This is a genomic window from Rheinheimera sp. NSM (assembly GCF_052380015.1).
Lineage (GTDB): Bacteria > Pseudomonadota > Gammaproteobacteria > Enterobacterales > Alteromonadaceae > Alishewanella.
The window spans coordinates 944,569-970,054 of record NZ_JBQTCI010000001.1; the positions used below are offsets into that span (position 1 = coordinate 944,569).

At 50.7% G+C, this 25,486-nt stretch carries 27 protein-coding genes; 15 read left to right on the plus strand and 12 right to left on the minus strand.

Annotated elements, in window-relative coordinates:
• Positions 1 to 15 precede the first annotated feature (15 nt).
• Entirely contained in the window at positions 16 to 633 is a 618-nt protein-coding gene (locus ACTZWV_RS04155; protein ID WP_444785327.1) for a TetR/AcrR family transcriptional regulator, read from the minus strand.
• A gap of 365 nt (positions 634 to 998) precedes the next feature.
• Here ACTZWV_RS04155 and dusA point away from each other — a divergent pair, with 365 nt between their 5' ends.
• From dusA to ACTZWV_RS04200, 9 genes are all read left to right on the plus strand, one after another.
• Positions 999 to 2,045, plus strand: a complete 1,047-nt coding sequence (dusA, locus tag ACTZWV_RS04160; RefSeq protein ID WP_444785328.1) for a tRNA dihydrouridine(20/20a) synthase DusA — start codon at positions 999 to 1,001, stop codon at positions 2,043 to 2,045.
• Positions 2,046 to 2,216: 171 nt separating this feature from the next.
• The gene (locus ACTZWV_RS04165) at positions 2,217 to 2,483 is read left to right on the plus strand and encodes a hypothetical protein (RefSeq protein WP_444785329.1); all 267 of its coding nucleotides are present in this window, start codon (positions 2,217 to 2,219) and stop codon (positions 2,481 to 2,483) included.
• 3 nt (positions 2,484 to 2,486) lie between these two features.
• A complete protein-coding gene (locus ACTZWV_RS04170; RefSeq protein ID WP_444785330.1) occupies positions 2,487 to 2,618 on the plus strand; it encodes a hypothetical protein in 132 nt (43 codons plus the stop codon).
• 11 nt (positions 2,619 to 2,629) lie between these two features.
• Complete coding sequence (locus tag ACTZWV_RS04175) at positions 2,630 to 2,752, plus strand: hypothetical protein (protein WP_444785331.1); 123 nt, start codon at positions 2,630 to 2,632, stop codon at positions 2,750 to 2,752.
• The gene (locus tag ACTZWV_RS04180; protein ID WP_305552477.1) at positions 2,739 to 2,936 is read left to right on the plus strand and encodes a PspC domain-containing protein; all 198 of its coding nucleotides are present in this window, start codon (positions 2,739 to 2,741) and stop codon (positions 2,934 to 2,936) included. Before ACTZWV_RS04175 ends, ACTZWV_RS04180 begins: the two co-directional genes overlap by 14 nt.
• Positions 2,937 to 3,029: 93 nt before the next feature.
• Complete coding sequence (locus tag ACTZWV_RS04185) at positions 3,030 to 3,461, plus strand: copper chaperone PCu(A)C (RefSeq protein WP_444785332.1); 432 nt, start codon at positions 3,030 to 3,032, stop codon at positions 3,459 to 3,461.
• 9 nt (positions 3,462 to 3,470) lie between these two features.
• Entirely contained in the window at positions 3,471 to 4,448 is a 978-nt protein-coding gene (locus ACTZWV_RS04190; RefSeq protein ID WP_444785333.1) for a DUF2333 family protein, read from the plus strand.
• Positions 4,449 to 4,456: 8 nt separating this feature from the next.
• Complete coding sequence (locus ACTZWV_RS04195; RefSeq protein WP_444785334.1) at positions 4,457 to 5,215, plus strand: TIGR04219 family outer membrane beta-barrel protein; 759 nt, start codon at positions 4,457 to 4,459, stop codon at positions 5,213 to 5,215.
• 122 nt (positions 5,216 to 5,337) lie between these two features.
• Positions 5,338 to 7,518, plus strand: a complete 2,181-nt coding sequence (locus ACTZWV_RS04200) for a response regulator (RefSeq protein ID WP_444785335.1) — start codon at positions 5,338 to 5,340, stop codon at positions 7,516 to 7,518.
• Here ACTZWV_RS04200 and ACTZWV_RS04205 read toward each other — a convergent pair.
• Entirely contained in the window at positions 7,489 to 8,385 is an 897-nt protein-coding gene (locus ACTZWV_RS04205; RefSeq protein WP_444785336.1) for a TIGR03899 family protein, read from the minus strand. The two genes, ACTZWV_RS04200 and ACTZWV_RS04205, sit on opposite strands and share 30 nt — an antisense overlap.
• 158 nt (positions 8,386 to 8,543) lie before the next feature.
• Between ACTZWV_RS04205 and ACTZWV_RS04210 the strand changes: the two genes are divergently transcribed.
• Positions 8,544 to 10,769 (plus strand): two-component system response regulator, encoded by a 2,226-nt coding sequence (locus tag ACTZWV_RS04210; RefSeq protein ID WP_444785337.1) that lies wholly within the window; start codon positions 8,544 to 8,546, stop codon positions 10,767 to 10,769.
• Between the two features lie 48 nt (positions 10,770 to 10,817).
• Here ACTZWV_RS04210 and ACTZWV_RS04215 read toward each other — a convergent pair whose 3' ends face one another.
• The 3 genes from ACTZWV_RS04215 to gpmM form a co-directional block, all read right to left on the minus strand.
• Positions 10,818 to 11,591: a divergent polysaccharide deacetylase family protein gene (locus ACTZWV_RS04215; RefSeq protein WP_444785338.1), complete on the minus strand. Its 774-nt coding sequence runs from the start codon at positions 11,589 to 11,591 to the stop codon at positions 10,818 to 10,820.
• A gap of 90 nt (positions 11,592 to 11,681) precedes the next feature.
• On the minus strand, positions 11,682 to 12,827 hold the full coding sequence (locus ACTZWV_RS04220) for a murein hydrolase activator EnvC family protein (RefSeq protein WP_444785339.1): 1,146 nt from the start codon (positions 12,825 to 12,827) through the stop codon (positions 11,682 to 11,684).
• Positions 12,828 to 14,372 carry a 2,3-bisphosphoglycerate-independent phosphoglycerate mutase gene (gene gpmM / locus ACTZWV_RS04225; protein WP_444785340.1) on the minus strand — a complete coding sequence of 515 codons (1,545 nt, stop codon included), beginning with the start codon at positions 14,370 to 14,372 and terminating at the stop codon, positions 12,828 to 12,830.
• Between the two features lie 167 nt (positions 14,373 to 14,539).
• Here gpmM and ACTZWV_RS04230 point away from each other — a divergent pair, with 167 nt between their 5' ends.
• From ACTZWV_RS04230 to gpsA, 4 genes are read left to right on the plus strand one after another with little or no spacing between them, the layout of a single operon-like run.
• The gene (locus tag ACTZWV_RS04230; RefSeq protein WP_444785341.1) at positions 14,540 to 14,974 is read left to right on the plus strand and encodes a rhodanese-like domain-containing protein; all 435 of its coding nucleotides are present in this window, start codon (positions 14,540 to 14,542) and stop codon (positions 14,972 to 14,974) included.
• Positions 14,974 to 15,234 carry a glutaredoxin 3 gene (gene grxC / locus ACTZWV_RS04235; RefSeq protein WP_444785342.1) on the plus strand — a complete coding sequence of 87 codons (261 nt, stop codon included), beginning with the start codon at positions 14,974 to 14,976 and terminating at the stop codon, positions 15,232 to 15,234. The genes ACTZWV_RS04230 and grxC overlap by 1 nt, the downstream gene beginning before the upstream one ends.
• Positions 15,235 to 15,256: 22 nt before the next feature.
• A complete protein-coding gene (gene secB / locus ACTZWV_RS04240; protein WP_305552488.1) occupies positions 15,257 to 15,745 on the plus strand; it encodes a protein-export chaperone SecB in 489 nt (162 codons plus the stop codon).
• A gap of 3 nt (positions 15,746 to 15,748) precedes the next feature.
• Entirely contained in the window at positions 15,749 to 16,756 is a 1,008-nt protein-coding gene (gene gpsA / locus ACTZWV_RS04245; RefSeq protein ID WP_444785343.1) for an NAD(P)H-dependent glycerol-3-phosphate dehydrogenase, read from the plus strand.
• A gap of 6 nt (positions 16,757 to 16,762) precedes the next feature.
• Here the strand turns inward: gpsA and ACTZWV_RS04250 are convergent, their stop codons facing one another.
• The 5 genes from ACTZWV_RS04250 to ACTZWV_RS04270 all read right to left on the minus strand — a co-directional run bounded on the left by ACTZWV_RS04250 (position 16,763) and on the right by ACTZWV_RS04270 (position 22,311).
• The gene (locus ACTZWV_RS04250) at positions 16,763 to 18,616 is read right to left on the minus strand and encodes a putative bifunctional diguanylate cyclase/phosphodiesterase (protein WP_444785344.1); all 1,854 of its coding nucleotides are present in this window, start codon (positions 18,614 to 18,616) and stop codon (positions 16,763 to 16,765) included.
• Between the two features lie 84 nt (positions 18,617 to 18,700).
• Positions 18,701 to 19,168, minus strand: a complete 468-nt coding sequence (gene trmL / locus ACTZWV_RS04255; protein ID WP_444785345.1) for a tRNA (uridine(34)/cytosine(34)/5-carboxymethylaminomethyluridine(34)-2'-O)-methyltransferase TrmL — start codon at positions 19,166 to 19,168, stop codon at positions 18,701 to 18,703.
• 39 nt (positions 19,169 to 19,207) lie between these two features.
• On the minus strand, positions 19,208 to 20,224 hold the full coding sequence (locus ACTZWV_RS04260) for an alpha/beta fold hydrolase (protein WP_444785346.1): 1,017 nt from the start codon (positions 20,222 to 20,224) through the stop codon (positions 19,208 to 19,210).
• A gap of 18 nt (positions 20,225 to 20,242) precedes the next feature.
• Positions 20,243 to 21,619 carry an ATP-binding protein gene (locus ACTZWV_RS04265; protein ID WP_444785347.1) on the minus strand — a complete coding sequence of 459 codons (1,377 nt, stop codon included), beginning with the start codon at positions 21,617 to 21,619 and terminating at the stop codon, positions 20,243 to 20,245.
• Positions 21,616 to 22,311, minus strand: a complete 696-nt coding sequence (locus ACTZWV_RS04270; RefSeq protein WP_444785348.1) for a response regulator — start codon at positions 22,309 to 22,311, stop codon at positions 21,616 to 21,618. The genes ACTZWV_RS04265 and ACTZWV_RS04270 overlap by 4 nt, the downstream gene beginning before the upstream one ends.
• A 137-nt stretch (positions 22,312 to 22,448) precedes the next feature.
• Between ACTZWV_RS04270 and ACTZWV_RS04275 the strand changes: the two genes are divergently transcribed.
• Complete coding sequence (locus ACTZWV_RS04275) at positions 22,449 to 22,907, plus strand: Spy/CpxP family protein refolding chaperone (protein ID WP_444785349.1); 459 nt, start codon at positions 22,449 to 22,451, stop codon at positions 22,905 to 22,907.
• Between the two features lie 77 nt (positions 22,908 to 22,984).
• Here ACTZWV_RS04275 and glnG read toward each other — a convergent pair whose 3' ends face one another.
• Both glnG and glnL read right to left on the minus strand, forming a co-directional pair.
• The gene (gene glnG, locus ACTZWV_RS04280) at positions 22,985 to 24,394 is read right to left on the minus strand and encodes a nitrogen regulation protein NR(I) (RefSeq protein WP_444785350.1); all 1,410 of its coding nucleotides are present in this window, start codon (positions 24,392 to 24,394) and stop codon (positions 22,985 to 22,987) included.
• A 4-nt stretch (positions 24,395 to 24,398) separates the two neighbouring features.
• The gene (gene glnL, locus ACTZWV_RS04285; protein WP_444785351.1) at positions 24,399 to 25,475 is read right to left on the minus strand and encodes a nitrogen regulation protein NR(II); all 1,077 of its coding nucleotides are present in this window, start codon (positions 25,473 to 25,475) and stop codon (positions 24,399 to 24,401) included.
• Positions 25,476 to 25,486: the final 11 nt, after the last annotated feature.

Genomic DNA, 25,486 nt, shown 5'->3' on the forward strand with positions numbered 1-25,486 from the left:
TGGTCACGATAGGATTTATGGCGAAAGGCTACGAAGCACCAGACTAGATAATTGAGATGAGGCATCACTGGCATGATCAAAACTGTGTTGCAATAGCAGTGGATTAAGATAAGGTCTTATCACCAGATAAATAGCCATAACCGTTTCATCAAGTGGGGTCTTGCGTTCAAAATCCCCGCTTAACCTACCTTGCTGCAACACATCCTGCAGTAACTGCTGCATGCGCTCCTCGTAAGCAAGTGCAGCCTGCCAACGTTCAGAAGCAGCGGAAGCCGCAATCTCATACAGCTTCTGATCACGGAAGAATAAACGAACGCTGGCTTCAACAATGGCTTTGAACATCCGCCGCAGCTTTTCTGGCGGCCGCTCTGCCTCGTCAACAGCTGCGCGCACCTCAGCTTCGATTTCGCGCAGGCAGTTGGCACAGATCATCTCGCCAATAACCTGTTTAGAAGGGAAAAACTTATAGATATAGGCTTTTGAAAAACCAATAGCTTTGGCCAGATCAGAAACGGTAGTTTTTACGTAACCATACTGGCTAAAATGCTCTGTAGCCGCATGCAGAATTTGATCCCGCACGTCGTGATCGGCCGGTCCCCGGCTTGAAACAGGATAAGTATTTTCGTTACTCATTTCGTTACTCATTTCGTTACTGATAGTGTCATGCTATCTGTAGTAAATAGACTGATGGCCAATAGTGTATCCTCTGCATAAAAGATTGACAACGAGTAACCATATTGAGATATGGTCACGGTTTGTGATTGAGCTTTTTCGCGGAAGAAGGGTATGCATAAACCCGGACCAAAGCCCGGCAGTCGCACTCCCTTAGGCAAGTGCTGAATTTGACGCCCAATTTCGGGCGTTATAGCAACGCTTACTGTCGGGCAGGCTGCCAAAGGTCCGTGATACGCGGTATACTGGCGCTTCGCCTTGATATCCTTTAACTGTATAGAGATATGGGGCAGGTGCAATTAATAAATGACTGGAAATAGCTGAAAATGACTGAGAAACAAGCTAATCAAAACCCGGTAAAATCGGGTATCCCGGCCGGTGTTGGCCAGCTTGCCCTGGATCATCGCTTTTCGATTGCCCCTATGCTGGACTGGACTGATAAGCATTGTCGCTATTTTCACCGCCTGCTGAGTCAGCATGCCGTGCTGTACACCGAAATGGTGACCACCGGCGCTATTATTCATGGTAGCGGTGATTATTTAGCTTTTAATAAAGAAGAGCATCCTGTCGTGCTGCAGCTTGGCGGCTCTAACCCTGCTGATATGGCGCACTGCGCTAAGCTGGCAGAGCAGCGCGGTTATGATGCAGTAAATATTAATGTCGGCTGCCCGTCTGACCGGGTACAAAACGGTATGTTTGGTGCCTGCCTGATGGCGCAGCCACAGTTAGTGGCCGATTGCATCAAAGGCATGCAGGATGTTGTCAGCATACCGGTGACGGTGAAAACCCGCATTGGTATTGATGACTCAGATGACTATCAGTTTTTGCAGGACTTTGTCGCGACAGTAGCCGATGCCGGTTGTCAGCAACTGATTATTCATGCCCGTAAAGCCTGGCTTAAAGGCTTAAGCCCGAAAGAAAACCGTGAAGTACCACCGCTGAATTACGAGCGGGTATATCAGTTAAAGCGTGAGTTTCCACAGCTTAATATCAGCCTCAATGGTGGCATTAAAACCCTGCAGCAGGCGCGTGAGCAACTGCAGTATCTGGATGGCGTAATGGTAGGGCGCGAAGCGTACAGTAACCCTATGTTACTCAGTGACGTAGACGCACTGATTTATGCTAAAACCGGTAGCGGCCTTACACCACAGCAGGTGGTGCTGGCGATGTTGCCCTATATTGAGCGGCAAATGCAGCAGGGCGCGCGGTTTTGGCATATTGCACGGCATATGCTGGGGTTGTTCCAGGGCATGCCGGGTGCCAGGCAGTGGCGGCGTTTATTAAGTGAGCGTGGTCATTTCGCCGATGCTAAGCCGGAATTATTACTGCAGGCATTGGCTAAAGTTACTGCGTTAGCGGATTTAACCAGCTGAGTAGTTAATTTCACTATTTTTTAGTTTTCCTTTCAAAGCGGGCAATGGCTACATTGACCGCCTTTTTTATTTGTCCTTATAAATCATTGTCTTGTGTCTTATTGCTAACCTGGCACAGCACTTGAAACACTGACGTTGTAGTACAGACTAACCACTTTCAAGGACAAGATAATGAACACACTGACTGCTTTAACCTTTACCGCTTGTGTTAGCGCAAGCTTATGTAGCGCTGTTGCCGGTGCAGATGACTTGACGGAACAAGTACGGGCGGCAGTGTCGTCGCAGACAGAGTTGCGTGTTGCTACCGTACAACAAGCACGGTTAGCAATGCATAAAACCGTGATTGAACTGCTGGCACAGCAGCATGCACAGCAAGATGCCCCGGCGCTGCAGTTGGCTTATCAGGTGCAATATAGCGCACAAGTTGCGGCGGAGTGAGCCATGTTGTTATCACCCGGCTGGCTGCTGATTATTTACCTGAGTCCGGTGCTGAGCATTATCCCTGTGATGCTGCTATGGCAAGGCATCGCTCCGGTTGCGGCATTGTGGCAAAAAGTACGTTTGCCGGCGTAGCAGGAGGCAATATGGATTGGGTAAGTATTGAACTATTAAGCTTTGCTGTATTTGCCATGCCGTTACTGCTGGCAAAGCGGGCGGGTAGCGACAGATTACATACTGAAGGAGTCATAAATAATGGCAGCATATGATACAGATCGTTGGTACTGCGCCCGGGCTTATCGCAAAGTGGCCGGTGTTTGTGCCGGTTTTGCCGGCTATTATCAACAGCCGCGCTGGTTAATACGTTTACTGGCAGTAATTTTGTTGTTGATGTTTCCGCTGGCAACTATCGTTGCTTATCTGGTTGCGGCGGCGGTGCTGCCGGATCGCTAGACAACGGTGGATGCGCATTTTGCCATAGGTTACCGGCTGCTAACTACGCTAAACTGGTGTAAGATAAGCCTGTGACTTACAAGGAGAAACAAAATGCGATTGCTAAGTACCGCTTTGTTGTTGCTGGGTATGAATGTAGCGGCCGACAGCAATATGACTGTCAGTGTGACGAACGAACAAATCCGCCAACCTATGCCCGGACGCACCGTCACCGCAGGCTATCTGACCCTGCATAATCAATCAGCACAGGCTATTATTCTTACGGGCGCCAGCAGTCCGGCCTTTGCCCGCACAGAGCTGCATCAGCATAGCCACCTGGATGGCATGATGCGGATGGAACAGGTAGAGCAAATCACAGTAGATGCCGGGGAGAGCGTAGAGTTTGCCCCCGGCGGTTTGCATTTGATGTTTTTTCAACCAACGGCAGCGCTGGAACTGGATCAAGCCGTGCCCTTGTCCTTGCAGTTTGCTGACGGGCAACAACTAACGCTGACATTGCCGGTAGTGGCAATGCCGAAGCGCTGAGGAAAGATAATGCTAAATGCTAAAGTTGTCAGCGCTGCAGTGGCAGCGCTACTGGTTGTGATGTATCTGACCGGCTGGTGGGTTAGCCGCGAGCCGGCGCTGCTGGTCGATGAAATTCAGCAAAGCCATCAACAACTGGGTGAGCGGGCAATAGTGGGCTATAGCACTACTACCGCGCTTATCCGCGTTAGTGAAACCCTGCTGGATAAAAGCGGTGGTTATCTCTCCAACGACATTATGCCACCCTTTGTACTGCTGGATAATATGCCGGCCTGGGAGCTGGGTGTGCTGGAGATGTCACGTGATTTAGCGCTGGCACTGCGTAAGGATTTAAGCCGCTCACAGTCGCAGTCAACTGAGAATCAGTTTCTTAAAGTGGCCCAACCCATGTTTAACATCGACCATCGCAGTTGGGCAATTCCCGCAGCAGAATCGGAATATCGTAAAGCTATTGCCCAGTTGTACCTGTATCGTGCGGAGTTAATGGACCCGGCTAAGCCGGACAGCCAGTTTTATGCCCGTGCTGATAATTTACGCGACTGGTTAAAAGCAGTGGAGAAACGTCTTGGCAGTTATTCCCAGCGTTTAAGTGCCAGTGTAGGCCAGGACAGGCTGAATACTGATTTAGCCGGTGAAGCCAGCGCCCGGCAATCGACCTATGCTCCGGGCCAAAAGATGGTTAAAACCAGCTGGTGGAAAATAGACGATGAATTTTATGAAGCTCGCGGAGCGGCTTGGGCATTACTGCATTTTCTCAAAGCAGTAGAAACAGATTTTGCTGAAGTATTGCAACGTAAAAATGCTATGGTCAGTTTGCGGCAGATTATCCGTGAGCTGGAAGCCACGCAACAGGCGGTATGGAGCCCGATGATACTCAACGGCAGCGGTTTTGGGTTAATGGCTAACCATAGTTTGGTGATGGCCAATTACATTTCCAGGGCAAATGCGGCGCTTATAGATTTATCAGAACTACTAACACAAGGGTAAAAGAAAGCATGAAAAAAACAGTATTAATGCTGTCGCTCAGTGGCGTTTTATTAACCGGTACCGCTCAGGCTGATACCTTGCTGGGTTTATATATGGGTGCCGACGGCTGGCGCACATCAACGGATGGTAGTTTTGCCGGTAACGACCAGCAGCAAAGCTTTAATTTTACTGACAAAACGCAAACTTCTTATTATGTGGCATTAGAGCATCCGCTGCCGTTGATACCGAATATCCGCCTGCAACATAACCAGCTGGAGTCTGCCGGCGTTACCGCTTTAACAGCCGATCTGAGTTTTGCCGGTGAGAGTTTCACGGTAGATACTGAAGTACGAAACCAGGTTGACCTGACCAACACCGACTATGTGCTGTACTATGAAATTCTTGACAACGATTTGGTGAGCCTGGATTTTGGTGTTAACGGTAAGCATATTAACGGCACTGTGGCTGTAGCGGAAACTGCCGCTGACGGCATGGCGGCGTCGCAACGTGTGTCGCAGATTATTCCGATGGCATATGCCGCTGCTATTGTTGGTTTGCCGTTGACAGGCTTAGATGTATTTGCGCAGGGTAGCCTGATTTCCTATGATGGCAGCCGTCTCTATGATATGCAGGCTGGTGTAGCTTACGCGGTGCTGGATAATCTGGCAGTCGATTTACGCGTTAAAGTTGGCTACCGTGCGGTTAATTTACGCCTGGATGACATTGATGATTTATACGCAGATTTAAATTTTAAAGGCGTTTTTGCCGGTATAGAACTGCATTTTTGATCTGAAACTGCGGTGCAGCTTACTGCACCGCTGTCGGTTGCCTTCCCTTTCTTCTCTTCGCTTGTGACTGTTATCAAATCGTTTTATAGTTATTGCACATATATGCAGCCCGGACTCCAACTTTGGTAAATTATTTCAAACAGTTAACCTTACCATGGTTGATAGCGGTAGCTGCGATGGCGTTGGCAACCGGCTTGTGGTATCACTTTGAGACGCAAGGGCAACAGCGGGTACAGATCCAGCAGTTTTCTGCTACCTTGCAATTGAGCGTAGGGGCTTTTATTAACAATAAAGACCACGAACTGCTCAGGGCTCAGCTAAACCATATTCGTTACGCCAGTGCGATACCATTGGATACTGTTGCAGTGTACAACCAGTCCGGCAGGTTGCTTGCGGCCACAGATTCTCCCGCTGTATTACAGCATTTTAAAGCAGCTTTGCCGGTGCGCAGTTTTTCGCTGCAGCAAGTTGAGCATCAGCTGTTGGCGCTGCAACCCTTGACACAATTTACCACGCTGAATGATACCGCACTGCGCCAACCGGACGCCGACAACAACTACTATTTACTGCTGCTGTTTACACCGCAGACGCCTTACAGTGTTTGGTTAATTCCGGTAGCCATTGTTGGCATTATCGGTTGGATAATGTTGGTGTTAATTCAGGGTACTCTGTCTCAGGCTGCGCAGCGCCTGCATACCGATATCAGCTTGCTGGTACACAAACTCAGCCAGTTAAAACAAGGCCAGTTGAATGCCCGGGTTGATGAAGAGCTGGTAGCGGAATTACTACCGCTGAAACAATCAGTTAATGACCTTGCTACTCATCAGGCCGGATTGCAGAGCACGGCTCAGCAACAGGTAAAGCAGCAGCAACAGCTGGCAACACAAGCTCAGGCTATGGCGGCGCAATTACAACAGCAAAATAACGCATGGCAACTTGAAGCGCAGATGCAAAGCCGCACGCAGCAGCGCTGGTTGGTCAGTCTGCAGCAGTTGCAACAGCAGTCCGGCGAACTGACAGAAGATGAGTTTAGTCGTGCACTGTCCGGCCAACTTACCCTGATGCAACTTGAGCTTAATGGTGAAAGTGCGCCTGCAACAGCTATATTGTTGACAGATTTTGTCGCCGCACAGATAGCGGATTGCCGGCAGTTGCTGGCAAGCCGTGGCATTGAGCTGCAGTTGATAGAAGGCAGCAGTAATGTCGGCAGCCAGGTACGGCTACCGTTATTACCCTTATCGGCTTTATTGCAGGCAATGGTACAACTGGGCAGCCGCAGCGAAGCCTGTTCAGAGCTTACGTTGGCGGTGCGTGTTGTACAGCAGGCAACCGGCCCGCTGTTACAACTGAGTGTTACCACTAACGGTGAGGGCATATCGGCCAGAGTAAGACAGTTGCTCAGCAGTAACGATATACAAGCATTACAGTGGCACGAAAGTGATATTGGCAGCTTAATTACATTGAAAAAACAACTGGGCGGGCAACTGTCAGTGCAATCACTCGACGGCTTGGGCAGTACTATTGCTTTTAATGTGCCGTTAGCTGAGTTGACAGCGGTTAGTTACGCTAAGCTGCAACATGTACTGCTGTTTGACGCCAACGCAGTGCTGCAGGCGGAGCGGGCACAAAGCTTATCGGCAGTGGCGGCTAATGTTGCCGCTTGCAGCGACCTGGCAGAATTAACGATGAAAAGTACGCAGTACGCCTATGAGCTGGTGTTGCTGTTTTTACCTGAACCCGGCGAGCTTGCCGCCTGGCAGCAATTAACCGGTAAGCTTGCCGGCCGCAGCCGGGTGCTGTGTTATTGCGCTGTAGCTCATGTTGCCATATGGCGCGAAGCATTAAATGTCGCTGTGGAGACCAGCCCTTTTTGCCTGGCGGCATTAAAAGCTATCAAAGATGACGCAGCGCCAAGGTCATATCCGCATTTATTGGTGGTAGACGATAACCCGACTAATCTGGCCTATATCCGGGTGTTGATGAAAACACAGCCGGTGCAGCTGAGCACCGTCAGCTGTGGCGCAGAAGCGTTAAAGCTGTGCCGCAGTGAACGCTTTGATGTGGTGCTGCTGGATATCCAGTTGCCGGATATTAAAGGCACAGAAGTGGCTATGCAACTGCGGCAACTGGCCGGCTATCAGCAGATCCCTATCCTGGCATTTACGGCGCATGCGTTAGACGATGAAGTCGCGGCCTACTTACAGGCCGGTATGAATGACGTAATTTTCAAACCGCTGGAGCCGGCAAAGCTGCAGCAAGTGCTGAGCTGGTGTTCAGTGCGTAAAGCTGATGATCTCAGCTAACAGCTGCTTTAGCGCCTGCAAATATTGCTGATTCGGCTGGCTTGTTAACAGCGGCAGTAATTCAGCGCCGCTGGCCGTGTATTTATAGTACTGCAGCACCACATCTTTGCTGCTAATAGTACCGTTAATACTCAGTTGCTGATATTGCCAGCTCAGCGCCTGCCCGGCAGGTAACTCGCCGCTTTCTATCTCAGAATTGTGCAGTAAACCAATATCCATCAGGCTGAGTATTTGCGGATAGGATAAGCCAAACTGATTCAGATTCATCACCGCTTTACTGCGGCCGGTAAGCAAGCGCCACAGCGATGGTTTGCGGATATAGCCAAAGTAAATCCGCGCACTGGGGTCTTGCCTGGTACGGCAGCTTAAATTAGCGGCCTGCTGCAACGCCAGTGCTTCTTTGTAGCTCATACGCTGTAAGGTGTGCAGAGTTTTTAGCGAGAACTTACCCGGGCTGGCAATTTCACCGGCCAGTATTTTCGCCCAAAGCTGCTGCATGCTCTTGTTGGAAATCTCCAATACCAGCTGGCAAAACTGCTGAAACCAGTCCGGATCGACATCAAGGTTGGACACCTGTTCAGGACAATAATCCAGCGCCAGCGTCATAATACTTTCCAGATTGTGCTGTTGCCGCTCGCGCTGCATTTGCAAGCGACGCTCAGCACGTTGCGCCAGGCTTAGTCCTGTTGTTGAGGCCGCCGCGCCGGAGCGGGCTGCCAGATGCTGGTGTTTGTCGTTAAAGTGGCCCTGGTCCGCGGCAACGCTGTTGTCCGGCGCGGCATCGGCTACGTTCATGGCGGTACCAAGCTGTGTTTTAGCCAGTTGCCGCAAACGTTGCTGACCACTTAGCGCATTAATTTTTGCCATTGCCTTGTACTGTATGTCACTGAATATTGCTTATCCTCGCATCTCACTAATTCGGCAGCAAGTAAGGTGTTACTTTTGGTGCAAAATAAAATCAGTGATAACTTACTCTTATGCAAATTAACCATGTATATTTAAACGGAATCATTAAATAAGGCTGAATGATGGTATCGAAAGAAACAGATGAGGATTTTCTGTTTTTAGCAGAAGACGAACCTGAAATAGCAGGGCCGGAGCAAACACTGGGTGAGTGGCATCTGTTAATCGTCGACGATGATGAAGAAATCCACACCGTGACTAAACTGGCGTTAAGTGATTTGACCGTGCTGGGCAAGCATCTGGTATTTCATCATGCTTATTCCGGCAAGGCCGCCGTACAGTTTTTGCGCCAACATCCGTACACTGCCTTAGTGTTGCTGGATGTGGTAATGGAATCTGACGATGCCGGTTTAAAAGTAGTGCAGCAAATTCGTGAAGAGCTGGGTATGGACGAGATACGCATTGTATTGCGTACCGGACAACCGGGCTATGCGCCTGAAGAAAGCGTCATTAAAGAATATGACATCAATGACTACAAAACCAAAACTGAATTAACCCGCAGTAAATTGGTTACCTCTATTATCGCCTCGCTGCGTTCTTATCAGCAAATCCGTACTATTAACCAAAGCCGGCGCGGTTTGCAGAAAATTATTAATGCCGGCGCCAATTTGCTCGAGCAACATTCTCTGCATGAGTTCTCTGAAGGCGTAGTGACGCAAATCTCTTCCTTAATCGGCTTACATGCTGAAGGCGTGTTGTGTGCACAAATAGAAGATGATGGCAGCGCCAGTGATAATATCTATGTGCTGGGCGCGGCAGGGCACTATGCGCCTTATATAAAATGTCAGCTCGACCGGCTCGACAACCCGCGCATAGTGGCGCAGATCACCAAATGTTTGCGCACACGCCAGCATCTGTTTACTGATTTAGATACCGTGCTGTACCTGGGCAACGACACTCACAGTGCGGCGGTGTATATCGAAACTAACCGGCCCATAGAAGAGCTGGATCGTCAGCTGATAGAAGTATTTCTCAGCAATATCTCCATAGGCTATGAGAATGTTACTTTATTTCAACAGCTTAAACATGCCGCCTATATAGATCCGTTAACCAAGACACCCAACCGCAACGAATTTATTCAGATTTTGCAGGATACCAAACGCTATGAAGCGGCCGGTAATGTTGCCGTACTGATAGATATCGATCATTTTTCTGACGTGAATGATGGTCTGGGCCAGGATGTCGGCAACGAGCTGTTGATAGCTGTCACCTTCAGGCTGATTGAACATTTTGGCGTGTCTTGCCAATTGGGCCGTATCGGTGCAGACGTGTTTGGCTTAGTGGGGCCGCATACGGAGTTAACGCCGGAGCGGTTACAAGCGGCGTTCAGCGAGCCGTTTCATGCTTCAGAGCACGCATTGCAAGTTAATGCCACCTTTGGTTTTTGCCGCCTGACAGATACTTCAGAGCAAGGCCTGACGATATTAAAGCACGTGTATATTGCGTTGAATAAAGCTAAAAAACATCTGGGACAGAACTTTCAGTATTATCAGGCCGAGATGGAAGATGAAATGGCAGAGCGGCTGGCGATGCTGCGTATGCTACGACAAGATTTTGCTAACGACAAATTACAGCTGTGGTATCAGCCTCAGGTGTCGCTGCAGGGTATGCAGGTTGTCGGTATGGAGGCGTTGTTGCGCTGGCCGCAGGGGCAGGGCCAGTTTGTATCACCGGCGGTATTTATTCCACTGGCGGAATACTCCGGCTTGATTGTTGAAATTGGTGATTGGGTGTTAGCGCAGGCATGTTTGCAAATTAAACAGCTGGCTAAACAGGGCTTTGACGGCTTGCGTATCGCGGTAAACGTGTCGATGCCGCAGTTTCGCAATGCCGGTTTTGTGCAGTCGGTGATCGACTGTGTTAACCATTATCAAATTAATCCGCAGCTACTGGAGCTGGAGATCACCGAATCGGTGGTGATGGACGAACCCAAAATTGTCATCGAAGCGCTGCAAAAGCTGAAAAGCTTTGGTATCAAAGTCGCGATTGATGATTTTGGTATCGGCTTCTCGTCCCTAAGTTATTTACAACAGTTGCCGCTGGATCGGATTAAAGTAGACCGTGCCTTTATCCGTGATATTGATCAGGCGGCCGGTGAAGTGATTGCCGAGACCATTATCAGTCTGGGTAAACGCTTAAACCTGTCTACCATTGCAGAAGGAGTTGAAACCAAAGCGCAGGAGCAGGCAGTGTTGGCGATGGGTTGTGATGAGGTACAGGGCTTTATGTACGCCAGGCCCATGCCACCGACAGAGCTGCTGCTGTTCTTGCAACAGCAGAAGAAATAAAAAAACTGCCTGATGGCAGTTTTTTTATTTCACAGAGGTCGCGTCAATCTACTGTGGCGCTGATATGGCCGGTGCGGTATAGCCTGCTGCCACAACATCATGATTTTGCGGTAATAGTTGAGAAATGCCTACTAATAATACGCCCTGTTTTTGCAACTTAGGCAATTGTTGGCGTAAAAAGCGGTAGGTTTCCGGATAAGGGTGGGCAATAGCAATAGCGGTTTGCCGCTTGCGTGCAATACGCAGCAGTAAATCAAATTGTTTGCCGATAGCCGCTGCGGTTTGCTCGTTATCCAAAAACACGTGCCGGCTCAGGTTAGTTACACCAAACTGACGCGCATATTTACCGGCTTTACTGCGTGACGTGGTCAGGCTGTCAACAAAGAACAGCTGCCGTTTACTCAGGTACTCCATGGTCCAGGCCATCGGCAGTTCCTGCTCGGTGTAAAAACTGCCCATATGATTATTAATACCGATAGCGTAAGGAATATCGGCCAACGCAGCTTGCAAGGTTTGCTGTACCTGCTGCCTGGTCATATTTGCCGTCAGAGCGCCGGGACCTAATGCCTTGCCGTTACTGGCTTCCATCGGCATATGCAGCATAACATCTTTTTGTTGTTGAAAAGCCTGCCGCGCTGCACGTTGGCCATAAGGCGTGTGTGGCAACACCGCATAGGTAAGCGGGAAGGGCAAATCGACCAACTGCAGGTCCGCTTTTTGATAGCCGATATCGTCGATAATAATGGCGATACGCACGTCGGGAACCGCGGCGTGCAGATGGACACTGAACATCACAATTAACAGAATTAAGACTGGTCGCACGTTATTATTATTCTCTTTTTGCGCAGGGTGCACGGCACCGTTACCTGATAAAAAGTATATGCGTATCTTTGCTGCATTACACCAAAATTATTATGGCCGGGTTTGACTTAGCCATTGCAGCGGATTAACGGCTTCCCCCTTATCACGGATCTCAAAATACAACCCGGCCGCGGCCTGGCCGCCGCTCATGCCCGCCAATGCGATAGTTTCGCCGGCGCTGATCCGCGCGCCGGGCTGTTTTAATAAATTCTGATTATGGCCGTATAAACTCATAAACCCGGCACCATGGTCCAGCACTATGACCCAACCATAACCTTTGAGCCAGTCGGCGTAGATCACCTGGCCATCAGCAATCGCTTTTACCGCCTGGCCCTCACTGGTTTGGATCAAAATGCCGCGGGAGGAAATACCGCCCTGACGATTTTCGCCAAAGCGTTGCAACAAACTGCCGCGCAGTGGCCAGGTCAGCTGGCCTTTTTGCCGGCTCAGCCCGGCCAATTCACGGGCTTGCTCGGCTAACTTGCGCAGTTCGTTCAAAGTGGTTTGCAAACTGGATTCATTCTGTCGCAGGTAGTCCAGCTGTTTGCCCTGTTGTTGCAGCATGGCTTGCAGCCTGGTAACAGCTTGCTGCTGTGACGTTTTCGCCAGAGCAGATTTTTGCTGCTGTTGTTGCAGCGTGCTGAGGGTATCGGCAAGCTGTTGTTGCTTCTGTGCTAATTCAGTTTGCACTTGCTGCAATTGTATAATGGTGCTGTTTAGCTCAGCCAGCTGCTTTAATCTGGCTTCGTTAAAATAGCGATAATAACTGAGCACCCGCTCCAGTTTGCCGGCATCTTGCTGGTTTAACAGCATTTTACTGTAATCGTGCTGGCCCAGGCTGTAGGCACTTTTTATTTGTGTTGCCAACAGCTTTTGCTGGCTCTGCAGTTTTTGTTCCAGCTCTGTTTGTTGCTGAGCCAGTTGTTGGCTACGGTTGGCCAACTCCTGACGTTGCTGTTCGGTCTGACGCAAGGCAGCTGAGGCTTCAGCCAGCGCACGATCAGACTGCTGCAGTTTCTGTTCAGCTTGATCCAGTTGTTGTTGTTGCTGTTTTACCTGGCGTTCAGTCAACTGAATTTGTTGCTTCAGCTCAGCCAGCTCTTGCTCTTGCTGCTGTTGCGCTGCTATCGGAGCGCAGCACAGCAACAGCAGCCAGTAAGGCTGCCTCAGTAACCGTTTCAGCTCGTGCAGTAGCATTTACTTCGGCTGCATCAGAATTTTTCCGCTCATTTCTGCCGGCACCGGCATACCCATCAGCGACAGCATGGTGGGGGCAATGTCACTCAAAATACCACCTTCGGTAACATCTGCCGGCCGGCCAACGTAGATCAGCGGCACCGGGCCACTGGTGTGGGCGGTATGTGCCTGGCCGGAGTCGGTATCAAGCATCATTTCTGCATTACCATGGTCGGCAGTGATCAGGCATTCGCCGCCCACTTCGCGCAAGGCTTCCACCACGCGGCCAATACAACTATCTACCGCTTCCACCGCTTTAATGGCCGCGGACAATACACCGGTATGGCCTACCATGTCGCCATTCGGGTAGTTACAGATAATAACGTCAAACTCGCCGCTGTGGATGGCGCCGACCAGTTTATCGGTCAGCTCAGCTGAGCTCATTTCCGGTTGCAAGTCGTAAGTTGCCACTTTGGGTGAATCAACCAAAATACGCTGCTCGCCCTTGAACAGCTCTTCTCTGCCACCGCTGAAAAAGAAGGTAACATGAGCGTACTTTTCGGTTTCAGAAATACGCAGCTGGGTTTTGTCGTGTTTTGCCAGCCATTCTCCCAGCACGTTATTTAAGCTCTCCGGCGGGTAAGCGCAAGGGGCGTTAATATCGGCGGCATATTCAGTCAGCATAACAAAACTGCCGAGTTTAGGCCGGTATGCGCGGGTAAAGCCGTCAAAGTCATCATTGATAAAGGCACGGCTGAATTGACGGGCGCGGTCGGCACGAAAATTCATAAAAATCAGTGCATCACCGTCCTGCATTTTTACCGGCTGGCCTTGTGCGGTTAAAATGGCGGTAGCCTTAACAAACTCATCGTTTTCATCTCTGCTGTAGGCCTGCTCCAGCGCCTGCAGCGCATTATCCGCCTGATAAGCTGCTTTACCGGCAGTAAGTAAATCATACGCTTGCTGCACGCGGTCCCAGCGCTTATCGCGGTCCATAGCAAAGTAGCGGCCGATAACCGAGGCAATTTGTCCGCTGCCGGTTTTATCAAAATGCGCCTGAATTTTTTCCAGCGATGCTTGAGCGCTGCGTGGCGGGGTATCGCGGCCATCTAAAAAGGCATGCAGATAAATCGGGCCGGCGCCTTGCTGCTCGGCCAGTTCAATCATGGCTAACAGGTGATCTTCATGGCTGTGTACGCCGCCGGGTGATAGCAGGCCCATAATATGCACGGCTTTGTGTTGTTGTTTGGCGGCCGTGACGGCTTCGGTTAATACCGGATTAGTGAAGAAATCGCCGTCGCTGATGGCTTTAGTAATGCGGGTAAAATCCTGATAAACCACACGGCCTGAGCCCAAATTAACATGGCCTACTTCAGAGTTGCCCATTTGGCCATCAGGTAAGCCGACATCCAGGCCTGAGCCGGAAATCAGCGTATGCGGGCAGCTTTGCCACAGTTTATCCATAACCGGTGTATTGGCCTGAGCAATAGCATTATTGTTAGTGTCTTCGCGATAGCCCCAGCCATCCAGAATTAATAATACTAAAGGTTTTTTGCGCGCGGCCATAAATACTCCGTTGTTAAGCAGGAAGCTAAAAAGACGAGTGGCTATATTACCGAAATTTGTGCAATTCTCCAGCTCTGTAATTGCAGCGGCAGGCCGACAGGGCTGCTTTCTGTTTTTAAACTGAGTATACTCAGCGCTGATTATTATTTTGTACAAGCAGAGTGAATATGCAGCAGTATATCGAATTTGTAACCAATCATCCGATCTTAAGTGCAGTGTGGGTAGTGTTATTTGTCATGTTAGTGGCAAGTTGGCTGAAATCACGCTTCTCTGCAGTAAAGCAGGTTACGCCAACCGAGCTGACTTTACAGGTAAATCGCCAGAACGCAACGGTAGTGGATATTCGTACCGAAGCGGATTTTGCCAAAGGCCATATTACCGGTGCACGGCATTTAGCGTTGGCTGAGATTGAAAAACAGCAGCTGGCAGGGCTTGAAAAGCAAAAAGCGGAACCCATTATCTTGGTATGTCAGGCTGGCATGACGGCACAAAAAGCCGCGGCCAGTTTGTTAAAGCAAGGCTTTACTACGGTGTCGGTGCTGCAAGGCGGCATGAGTAGTTGGACCGGTGCCAGTTTACCGCTGGTAAAATCGAAGAGGTAATGATGTCGCAAGTCACTATTTACACCAAAGCCTATTGTCCTTATTGTGTTCGCGCTAAGTACGTGTTGGACAATAAGCAGGTGAGCTATCAGGAAATCCGCATTGACGAACAACCTGAACTGCGTCCGCAGATGATAGAACTTGCCGGTGGCAGAACCACAGTACCGCAAATTTTTATTGCCGGTCGCCATATCGGCGGCTGCGACGATATGTTGGCGCTGGATGCCAGTGGCCAGCTCGATACGTTATTAAATTCATAATTAAAATACAGTAGGAATTATCATGGCCGAACAACAAGCAAACGGCGTTGCAACTGAGCAGCAGGGTTTACAGTTTTCTATTCAGCGTATTTTCGTAAAAGACATTTCTTTTGAAGCGCCTAACGCGCCGGCCATTTTCCGTAAAGAATGGAAACCGGAAGTTAAACTGGATTTGGATACCCGCAGTGAAAAGCTGGAAGACAACGTATACCAGGTGATCCTGTCGTTAACAGTGACGACCACTGTAGAAGGCGAAACAGCATTTTTATGTGAAGTGCAGCAAGCCGGTATCTTCTCCATTGGCCAGTTAGAAGATGCACAAATGGCACATATGTTGGCGTCATTTTGCCCGAACATGCTGTTCCCTTACGCCCGCGAAGCGGTGTCTAACCTGGTAAACCGTGGTACTTTCCCACAATTGAACCTGGCACCGGTTAACTTTGATGCCTTGTTTGCTCAATACCTGCAGAAGCGTCAGGCTGAAGTGCAGGACACCAGAGCAGACGCTTAAATAATGCAAGCTTCAGCTATTGCTGTAATAGGGGCGGGGTCTTATGGCACCGCTCTGGCTATTTGTCTGGCACGTAACGGTAATACCATCAGCTTATGGGGCCGTAACAGCGACGACATTGCGTTAATGGCGCAACAACGCTTAAACCAGAAATATCTGCCGGATATCCGTTTGCCTGATTCTTTGCAGGTTACTGATAACCTGGCTGATGCAGCAGGCAGCAGCCGCGACATTCTGCTGGTGGTACCAAGCCATGCCTTTGCGCAAACGCTGCAACAAATTAAACCTTTTTTGCAGCCCAATGCCCGGGTGGCCTGGGCTACTAAAGGCCTGGAGCCGGAAACCGGCCGCTTATTGCAGGACGTAGCGCGCGACATTCTGGGTGAAGCTGTGTCACTGGCGGTATTCTCCGGGCCAACCTTTGCCAAAGAGATGGCTCTGGGCATGCCGACGGCCATTTCATTGTCTTCTACAGACCCTGAGTTTATTTCTGAGTTGTCAGACTTATTGCATTGTGCAAAAAGTTTCCGCGTGTATACCAATCCTGATTTTATCGGCGTGCAGCTTGGCGGTGCAGTAAAAAACGTGATAGCTATCGGCGCCGGTATGGCAGACGGTATCGGGTTTGGTGCCAATGCCCGTACCGCGTTAATTACGCGTGGTTTAACAGAAATGTGCCGCTTGGGTTGTGCGTTGGGGGCAAAGAAAGATACCTTTATGGGTATGGCCGGGTTGGGCGATTTAGTTTTAACCTGCACCGACAACCAGTCACGCAACCGGCGTTTTGGTTTGTTGCTGGGCCAGGGTAAAGCAGTTGATGATGCGATGCAGAGCATTGGTCAGGTGGTTGAAGGCTATCGCAATGCGAAAGAAGTATTCAACCTGGCGCAACGTGTCGGGGTTGAAATGCCGATCACTGAGCAAATTTACCAGGTGCTGTACCAGAGTAAAGACGTTAAGTTGGCTGCACTGGATTTATTAGGCCGTGAAAAACGTGACGAAGTAAGTTAACCCGGGTTAACTTACTTCTTTGCGTACCAGCTTATTTTCTTTGGCCAATAACGCCGGGATTTCTGCCGCCGGCAGGGCCTTGCTGAATAAATGCCCCTGTAAAATATCACAGCCCATCACATGCAGCAGATAGGCCTGCATCTCGTTTTCAATACCGGTCGCAATCACATCCAGTTGTAAATAAGATGCCAGTCTGATCAGGCTGGCGGTGATATTACGCTGCTGTTCGTTATGCTCCATATCTTTAATAAAGCCGGGCGCAATTTTAATACTGTGCAGCGGGTATTGGCGCAACACCGATAAAGAAGATACGCCCTGGCCGAAATTGTCCAGCGTTAAATGAAAGCCAAGTGTTGTTAACTGCTTCAAGGTATTATGGATATTAGTATCCGGTTGCAGGAAAATATCTTCATGCAATTCCAGTTCAAACTGCTCTGCAGACAGGCCGGTTACGGATAGTTGGTTACTGAGTGTGGCGACAAAATCAGCCTGACGAAAGCTCTGGCTGGCAATATTTACTGAAATGCGACCGCGGTTAATGCCGGTTTGTTGCCAATATTGCAATTGCTCACAACACTTTCTGAACGTCAGCCGGTCCAGCGCTATCAGTAAGCCGGTTTCATCAGCGACATTGAGAAAAGATGCCGGTGACAACACGCCGCGTTTCGGGCTGTGCCAGCGTAGCAGCGCCTCGTAGCCGACCACCCGGTTGCTGCCGATGCTCAGCCTCGGCTGATAGTGCACGTCAAACTCGCCCTGCAGTAGCGCTTTTTGCAATTCAGTTTCTAAACTCTGATACTCCGGTGCCCGTTGCTGTATCCGGGTATTAGCAAAAAGCAGCGCATCGCTGCCCAGTTTTGCCGCTCCGGTTAATGCCCGCTCTGCTTCGGCCAACAGGGCTGCCGGGGTGTGACCATCAAGCGGGTATACACTGATGCCGATCAGAGTTTGTAACGAGGCTTTCACTGCCGGTTCATCTAATCCGGTGGTTAACCCCAACAGCTTGTGTGCCAGCCGGTTCAGGTTGATCTCTACCTGACCGTCACACAGTTGCGGCGGTAACAATACGGCTAAGGTATCCTGGCTGTAACGTGCGGCAACACAGCCTTGAGGAATTTGCTGTAACAGTGCACCGCTGATTTTACTTATTACATTTTGCAGCAGTACATGTTGCTGGCTATCTGCAGCCAGCAGTTGGTTAAATTTAATTAGCAGCAGTGCGCATTGCGGCTGCTTGCTGTTGCAACTGCTGAGCAGGGTTTGCAGATAATCTTCCAGCAACAACGGGCTGAGTAAACCGGTTTCAGCATCATGCACAATACGGTGTGTCAGCTCCTGCTGTTGTTGTTTCAAGCGGCTGATATTGCGCCCCACCAACAGATAGCAAGCCGGCGGCTGTGTGGTGGCTGTGACAGACAGCGATAAAGCGATTCTGGGGCGGTGCTCGCCGGCATCCAGCCAGGCTTCACCTTGCCAGTTGCTGAGCTGATTGACATCCGGCAGCAATAATTGTTCGCCATGAGCGCTCAGATACAAGGCCAGCGGTGCTGATGGTGCTCTGTGTTTGTCCGCCAATAAAGCGCTGAAAGCCGGGTTGAGATAACCCGGACTGAGATCTTCGGTAACAATGGCGATAAGGTCGTCAGACTGCTGTAAAAAGCCTTGTAATACACTGTGTTTGGCCAGCATGTCATTATGCCTTCGTCGCAGCTTACTGTTGTACAACGTCAGCACTACGATAAGTAGCAGTAGTACAGCTATGGCTATGCCATTTTGCCAACCTGTGCCGGCTTCTTGATTAGCGAATGCCGGCATGGCGGGGAGCAGAGCAGACAAAAGCAGCCAACAATGCAGCGGCATAGTCTTAACATCCTTGTTATCGATTTAAACGCTATTAAATATAGCTGTAGTCTGTTTGGATATGCAAATGCAATAACCGCCTATTTACAGCCGTGCGCCACTATAACCAAGTTGACGCCATGATTCATATACAAAAACGGCCACCGCATTAGATAAATTCATTGAACGGCTGTTGGCCGTCATGGGAATGCGCAACCAGTGTTGCGCCGGCATTTGTTGCAGTACTTCTGCCGGCAAGCCGCGGCTTTCCGGGCCGAAAACCAGCGCATCATTGGTCTGATACTGCACCTCGCTATGCTGACGCTGGCCTTTAGTGGTGCAAGCAAATATCCGCGGTGGTGCCACAGTATTCACAAAATGGGCAAAATCGGCGTGGCGTTGCACTTGGGCAAATTCATGGTAATCCAGCCCGGCGCGTTTAATGCGTTTGTCATCCCAGGCAAAGCCCAGTGGCTCAATCAGGTGTAACCGGTAACCGGTATTAGCGCACAGCCGGATAATATTGCCGGTGTTGGGTGGAATTTCCGGCTCGAATAAAACAATGTGCAACATGACAGACTCCAGAGTAACAAGGTGCGCAGTGTAACAAATTCAATCGTGTACCGGCAGCGCCGCCAGAAAACTATTGATGGCGCTGATAGCCTGCTGCCTGAGCTCATCATTTTCCATAAAAATTTCATGTCTTGCGCCGGCTAACCTGAGTTGTTGGTGCAATACCGTATCAGGCAGTTGCCGGTACCACTGATTCTGCGCATGGTTGCTGACGACCTTATCGGCGCCGGCCTGTAACAGCAGCACCGGCGTATGCCATTGTGCGGCGCTTTGCTGTAATTGCCGCATAGCTAAAATGGCCGCGCTAACCCATTGCGTGGTTACGCCACCCAACCGGGCTTGCGGCAGTTCACGATAGCGTTGCAGCAGCCACTGATAGCGCTGTGCACTGCTGGTTAAAGGGTTGTTGTTAAACTCTTTTTCGCGATAATCGCTTTGGCCCGGGAAATACCACGGCTCTTTGGTCAGTGCGCGGTTTACTGCACCAAAAGCCAGCGCAATGGACTCGGCCAGCCGTGCCGGCACCAACCCGGTATAAATGCCCAGCATCGGTGAGGCAAAAATAGCGGCACAAAACGGATGGGTGTGTTGCTGCAGATAGCCGGCCAATATGGCGCAGCCCATCGAATGCCCCAGTGCTATATAGCGCTGATGGCCGGACGGTATAACCACATGCTCTACAAACTGCGCTAAATCGTGCTGATACGACGTAAAATCAGCAACGTAACCCTTATGCGGGTTGCTCAGCTCGCGTTGCGACAGGCCCTGGCCACGATGGTCCAGCAGAAATACACTGTAACCGGCCTGTACCAACTCAAAGCACAACTCGGCGTATTTCACCGCCATTTCCATCCGGCCGCTGCTGATCAGCACCGCATGTTTAGCGCCCGGCACCTGATGGCAGTAGTAACTCAGTTGCACCTGGTCGTGAGTTGTCAGCACGGCACAGGTCATTTGTTGCCAAAAAGGCTGTAGCCGCGTACGCCAACGCTCACTTAGCTGAGCTGCTGTGCCCAGAGGTTGTACAGGTGCAAATTTAACAGTGTTACTTGCCAACGCGCGGCTCCGTTTAGCTTAATCAAAGCCGCAGTTTAGCGGTAACCGCAGCCTGATACAAAGCCCGCCGTCATTTCTTGTCTCAGCGGTAACTGTACCCTGATGCTGGCGCACTATCTGTGCCACTATGGCCAGGCCAAGCCCGGTGCCGCCGGTGTTGGTATTACGGCTGTTTGATACGCGGTAAAACGGCTCAAATACGGCTTCCAGTTGTTCTGCTGCTATGCCCGGACCGTCATCGCAGATGGTGATTTGCAGCTGGTGTTGCTGTTGCTGCAAAGTGCAGCTGATGTCACTGTGCGGCGGGCCATACTTAATAGCATTGCGCAGAATATTCTCTATCGCTCTGGCCAGCAAGCGGCTGTCGGCGACAATTTCTGCCATCTCAGGGGCCATCAGCTGAATAGTTTGCTGTTTGGCGTCTGCTTCTACTTTATTGACGTCGATGATATCGGCCAGCAGTTCGCTCAGGTCGAAGCGCTGCAGGTGTAACTGATATTGGCCGGCATCGAGCTTGCTGAAGGTCAGCAGCTCATCAAGCATGGCATCCAGCCGGTCCAGTTCCTGTTTTAATCGTGGCAATTGCTCCATGCTTTGCTGGCGCTCGGTCAGGCCAAGCGCCAGTTGCGCCCTGGCCAGCGGCGAGCGAAGCTCATGCGATATATCGCGCAGCAGCCGTTGCTGATTGGTCAGCAGGGCGCTGATACGTTCAGCCATAGTGTTAAAGCTGTGGCCAAGCCGGCCCAGTTCGTCTTTGCGTTTTATCAGACCGCTGACTCTGCTGTTTAATTTGCCATCGGCAAACTCCAGATTGCGCAGCAACAGTTCACGTAACGGCCGCGAGATAGACAACGCCAGAATTAAACTGGCGACAGCAGAGATAAGTAGGGTGAACAGCAATAACACATGTTGCGGTATTTCGCTTAAGCGCCACCATGGCTGGGGCGGGCGTTGGCGTTTTTGATACAGTGCCAGGTTTTCCTCGCCCAGTTGCAGCAAAAATGGCCCTGCCAGCGAGGTATTGTTGTGCTTTAGCCAGCGCGGCCGCGACAGCTGAGATAACTCCGTCAACCAGTTCTGATCAAAATCCCGCGGTAATAAGCCAGGAGTTAACACGCTATTGCTGTCCGCGTTTATTACCAGCCAGCGGTCCGGCCGGTGCTGTTGCAACCTGGCTATCAGTTCGCTGCTGTTATGGCTGTCAGCGAAGGGTTGTAGTTGCTGCTGCAGTTGCTGGGCAATACTGTGTGGCAGGCGGCGGATTTCAGTTTGTTCAACTAAAGCGCGCGACAGCGCCAGGGTGCCGAATACCGCCGTTAACAGCACCAACCAGAACCAGAGAAAGATGCGCCCGGCCAAATAGTGAAACGGGTTTAAGTGCTTCAACCAGCTCATGGCTGCCCCTGCAAAAACAGATAGCCACTGCCACGCAGAGTTTGAATTTTTTCATCAGGGCTAAACTGGCCCACCTTTTTACGGATATTACTGATATGCATATCCAGGCTGCGGTCGTACATTTGCAGGCGTTTACCCAGCACTTCACGGCTAAGCTCGTCCTTACTGACGACTTCACCGGCATGGCGCATCAGCACTTCCAATAACTGAAATTCGGTCGCGGTTAACGCTACAGCTTGCTCGTTACAGCTAAGTTGGCGGTTGTGCGGGTTCAGTACCAGGCCATTAATACTCAGCACCGTATTTTGCCCCGGTGATGGTGCCCTGGTCAGCTCTACGCGGCGCAAAATAGCTTTGATGCGGGCCACCAGCTCGCGCGGGTTAAACGGTTTGGCGAGGTAATCATCTGCGCCTAATTCTAAACCGACGATACGATCAACATCATCGCCGCGCGCCGTCAGCATCAGTACCGGACAATACTGACCGCTGCGCAGCGCTTTTAATACCGACAGGCCATCCATACCAGGCAGCATCACATCCAGCAGAATAAGCTGATAATCACCGCTTTGTGCCAGCGCCAGCCCCTGGCTGCCATCGTGGGCGGCACTGAACTGAAAACCATCCAGCGCCAGATATTCAGCCACTAACTCGCACAGGCCGGTATCGTCATCAATCATCAAAATTGCAGGCATAACCACTCCTTCTTTGTGTAGAGTTTACCCAATGTCAGCAGGCCGCAATATACCTTTACAGAATCTTTACCCTGAGTTTGCGCTGCTTTGCATTGGCTGTTTTATGCTTAGCCTGTCTTAATAAAGGAGTGTATCCGATGAAAGTATCAAAACTGATTCTTGCTTTAGGCTTACTTACTGCCGCCAGTCTGACCGGTATTGCGGTGGCCCATGAACACAAGGCGGCAGGCTATGAGCACGGCCGCCATATGCAGCATGCTCCGGTGAAACGCATGCTGGCCGGGCTGGAACTTACTGATAGCCAGCGTGAACAGCTCAAGCAACTGATGCAGCAACACCGTAGCGGGCAAAAAGCTAGCCGGCCTGACAAGGCTGAGCGCCGGCAAATGCGTGATTTACTGGCTGCAGATACCTTTGATGAAGTAGCTGCACGTCAGTTGCTGGAGAAGCAGCAACAACAAGCAATAGACAAACGCCTGGCTGCGATGAAGTTACAGCATCAGGTATTACAGCTGCTGACCGATGAACAACGCCAACAGCTCAATGAAAAACGGCAGAAATGGCAGCAAAAAAAGCAACAGCGCAGCAATTCCTGAAACATGTATCATAACACTACAGGCGTTGTTTACAGCTAACAGCAGGCCGGTGCGCTTTTACGCCCGGCCTTGTTATTTTATTCTATATCCAGCTCTTTAAGTTTGCGGGTCAGCGTATTGCGGCCCCAGCCCAAGCGTTTGGCCGCTTCTTGCTTGTGGCCGTGGGTAAACTGCAAGGCTTGTTGCAGCACCGTACGTTCAAATTCCGGCCCGGCTTCGGCCAGAATGTTCTCTTCGCCAGCATTTAATTTGTGGCTGATCCAGCCGGCCAGTAATTCTTGCCAGCTACCGCTGCTGCCGTTAATCGTAACCACCGGTGCCTTAGTTGGTGTGGTGAGCTCCGGTGGTAAGTCGGCAACCACGATATGTTTGCCGCTGGCCATGACGGTAAGCCAGCGACAGGTGTTTTCCAGTTGACGCACATTACCCGGCCAATCCAGCTGGCTTAAAAACTGTTCAGCTTCTTTGGTCAGGGTTTTAGCTTCAACATTCAGCTCTTTTGCCGCTTGCAGCAAGAAATGCTGTGCCAGTTTGGCAATGTCTTGTTTACGTTCGCGCAGCTGCGGTAAATGCACGCGGATCACATTCAGCCGGTGAAATAAGTCTTCGCGAAACTTGCCTTCGCTGACCAGCTGTTCCAAATTCTGGTGCGTGGCGGCAATAATACGCACATCCACACCAATGGCCTGGTGGCCGCCGACGCGATAAAACTGGCCATCGGCTAATACGCGCAGCAAACGGGTTTGTACGTCCAGCGGCATATCGCCGATTTCATCAAGAAACAAGGTGCCGCCGTCGGCTTGTTCAAAACGGCCTTTACGCAGATTATTGGCACCGGTAAAAGCGCCTTTTTCATGGCCAAACAGCTCCGACTCAATCAAATCTTTCGGTATAGCAGCCATGTTCAGCGCAATAAACGGCTGCTCAACACGCGGGCTGTGTTTATGTAAGGCGCGGGCAACCAGTTCTTTACCGGTACCGGATTGGCCATTAATTAACACGCTGATACTGGAGCGGGCAAGGCGGCCGATAGCGCGAAATACTTCCTGCATGGCCGGGGCTTCACCGATAATTTCCGGTGATAACGCCGGTGCAGCCGCTTTGTGCTTTGGTTGGCGCGCTTTTGCATGCTCCAGCGCGCGGCTGATCAGCGCCACAGCGTCGTTTACGTCGAAGGGCTTGGGCAAATATTCAAAGGCGCCGCGTTTAAAGGCATTAACCGCGCTGTCTAAATCGGAATGGGCGGTCATGATGATCACCGGCAGCTCCGGTGCCAATTCTTGTAGCCGGCTTAATAACGCCATGCCATCGGTACCCGGCATACGGATATCTGAGACCACAACAGCGGGCTGATCATACTCCAACCGTTGCAGCATTAAATCGGCGGAGGCATAGCTCTCACATAGAATATCCGCGCGGGCCAGGGCTTTTTCCAGCACCCAACGGATAGAATTGTCGTCATCAATAATCCATACAGTATGACTCATTAGTTCAATCCTCAGTGTCTGCAATTGGCAGGTATAGGGTAAATTCGGTATGGCCCGGCCAGCTGTCGCAATCGATCCAACCACCGTGTTGGTGGATTAAAGTTTGGCCGATAGATAAGCCCAAACCGGTGCCACCGGCTTTGCCGCTAACCATAGGGTAAAACAGGGTGTCTTTAATGTCGTTCGGGATGCCCGGGCCATTGTCGATCACGCGGATCAGTGCTACCAGTTTGTAACGCTTGCCGTGTAGTGTGTGCTGGTGCAGTACGCGGCTTTGTAAGCAAATAGCCGGCTGAGGCGTATGTTCCAGTGCTTGCTGGGCGTTACGTACAATGTTCAGCAAGGCCTGTTCGAGTAACTCCGGGTCAAAAGCGAAATCCGGTATGCTGGGGTCGTAGTCGCGGCTGAACTGCACCTGGCCGGGATTATCCATCAGGGCTAACTGACGCACTTGTTCTATCATTTGATGCAGGTTGCTTTGTACCCGCTGCGCCGGACGATAAGGCCCAAGCAGCCGGTCAACCAGGTTTCTTAACCGGTCGGCCTGGGCAATAATCAGTTGAGTATATTCTTTTAACTCATCGGACAGGGTTTCTTCCAGCAGCTGTGCAGCACCGCGCAGGCCGCCGAGCGGGTTTTTAATTTCATGTGCCAGACCGCGGATCAGCTCACGCGCAGCCAGGTGTTGGTGCTGTTGCAGGCTTTCCAGGCTGATTTTGCGTTGCTGATCGACGTGGCGGATTTCCAGCAGCAAGTGGCCGGCCGGATTTTCACTGATGGTCACTGATATATCCAACAGCAGATGGCGACCATCGGCCAGCACCGCCTGTACATCGCTGACGCCAAAACCCTGTTTACTGCTCAGTGCGCTGAAAAAATGTTGGCTGCTGATATCGATATGTTGGAACAACTCAGGGAAATGTTGTGCAGATAAACGCTTTTCACCCAAACCCAGTACTGCACAGCAGGCGGTATTAAAGTAACGAATGGTTAAATCCGCATCCAGCAGCATAATAGCTGTGGTTAACTGCTCGGTAATATGTGCGTATAGCTGTTCTGTCGGTATTGTTATATCAGTCACTGTTTCACCCT

What these genes read in the sequence shown, in the direction of transcription:
- ACTZWV_RS04155 (WP_444785327.1), bottom strand. Translation starts at nt 633, where the DNA reads ATGAGTAACGAAAATACTTATCCTGTTTCAAGCCGGGGACCGGCCGAT.
- dusA (WP_444785328.1), top strand. Translation starts at nt 999, where the DNA reads ATGACTGAGAAACAAGCTAATCAAAACCCGGTAAAATCGGGTATCCCG.
- ACTZWV_RS04165 (WP_444785329.1), top strand. Translation starts at nt 2,217, where the DNA reads ATGAACACACTGACTGCTTTAACCTTTACCGCTTGTGTTAGCGCAAGC.
- ACTZWV_RS04170 (WP_444785330.1), top strand. Translation starts at nt 2,487, where the DNA reads ATGTTGTTATCACCCGGCTGGCTGCTGATTATTTACCTGAGTCCGGTG.
- ACTZWV_RS04175 (WP_444785331.1), top strand. Translation starts at nt 2,630, where the DNA reads ATGGATTGGGTAAGTATTGAACTATTAAGCTTTGCTGTATTTGCCATG.
- ACTZWV_RS04180 (WP_305552477.1), top strand. Translation starts at nt 2,739, where the DNA reads ATGGCAGCATATGATACAGATCGTTGGTACTGCGCCCGGGCTTATCGC.
- ACTZWV_RS04185 (WP_444785332.1), top strand. Translation starts at nt 3,030, where the DNA reads ATGCGATTGCTAAGTACCGCTTTGTTGTTGCTGGGTATGAATGTAGCG.
- ACTZWV_RS04190 (WP_444785333.1), top strand. Translation starts at nt 3,471, where the DNA reads ATGCTAAATGCTAAAGTTGTCAGCGCTGCAGTGGCAGCGCTACTGGTT.
- ACTZWV_RS04195 (WP_444785334.1), top strand. Translation starts at nt 4,457, where the DNA reads ATGAAAAAAACAGTATTAATGCTGTCGCTCAGTGGCGTTTTATTAACC.
- ACTZWV_RS04205 (WP_444785336.1), bottom strand. Translation starts at nt 8,385, where the DNA reads ATGGCAAAAATTAATGCGCTAAGTGGTCAGCAACGTTTGCGGCAACTG.
- ACTZWV_RS04210 (WP_444785337.1), top strand. Translation starts at nt 8,544, where the DNA reads ATGATGGTATCGAAAGAAACAGATGAGGATTTTCTGTTTTTAGCAGAA.
- ACTZWV_RS04220 (WP_444785339.1), bottom strand. Translation starts at nt 12,827, where the DNA reads ATGCTACTGCACGAGCTGAAACGGTTACTGAGGCAGCCTTACTGGCTG.
- gpmM (WP_444785340.1), bottom strand. Translation starts at nt 14,372, where the DNA reads ATGGCCGCGCGCAAAAAACCTTTAGTATTATTAATTCTGGATGGCTGG.
- ACTZWV_RS04230 (WP_444785341.1), top strand. Translation starts at nt 14,540, where the DNA reads ATGCAGCAGTATATCGAATTTGTAACCAATCATCCGATCTTAAGTGCA.
- grxC (WP_444785342.1), top strand. Translation starts at nt 14,974, where the DNA reads ATGATGTCGCAAGTCACTATTTACACCAAAGCCTATTGTCCTTATTGT.
- secB (WP_305552488.1), top strand. Translation starts at nt 15,257, where the DNA reads ATGGCCGAACAACAAGCAAACGGCGTTGCAACTGAGCAGCAGGGTTTA.
- gpsA (WP_444785343.1), top strand. Translation starts at nt 15,749, where the DNA reads ATGCAAGCTTCAGCTATTGCTGTAATAGGGGCGGGGTCTTATGGCACC.
- ACTZWV_RS04250 (WP_444785344.1), bottom strand. Translation starts at nt 18,616, where the DNA reads ATGCCGCTGCATTGTTGGCTGCTTTTGTCTGCTCTGCTCCCCGCCATG.
- trmL (WP_444785345.1), bottom strand. Translation starts at nt 19,168, where the DNA reads ATGTTGCACATTGTTTTATTCGAGCCGGAAATTCCACCCAACACCGGC.
- ACTZWV_RS04265 (WP_444785347.1), bottom strand. Translation starts at nt 21,619, where the DNA reads ATGAGCTGGTTGAAGCACTTAAACCCGTTTCACTATTTGGCCGGGCGC.
- ACTZWV_RS04270 (WP_444785348.1), bottom strand. Translation starts at nt 22,311, where the DNA reads ATGCCTGCAATTTTGATGATTGATGACGATACCGGCCTGTGCGAGTTA.
- ACTZWV_RS04275 (WP_444785349.1), top strand. Translation starts at nt 22,449, where the DNA reads ATGAAAGTATCAAAACTGATTCTTGCTTTAGGCTTACTTACTGCCGCC.
- glnG (WP_444785350.1), bottom strand. Translation starts at nt 24,394, where the DNA reads ATGAGTCATACTGTATGGATTATTGATGACGACAATTCTATCCGTTGG.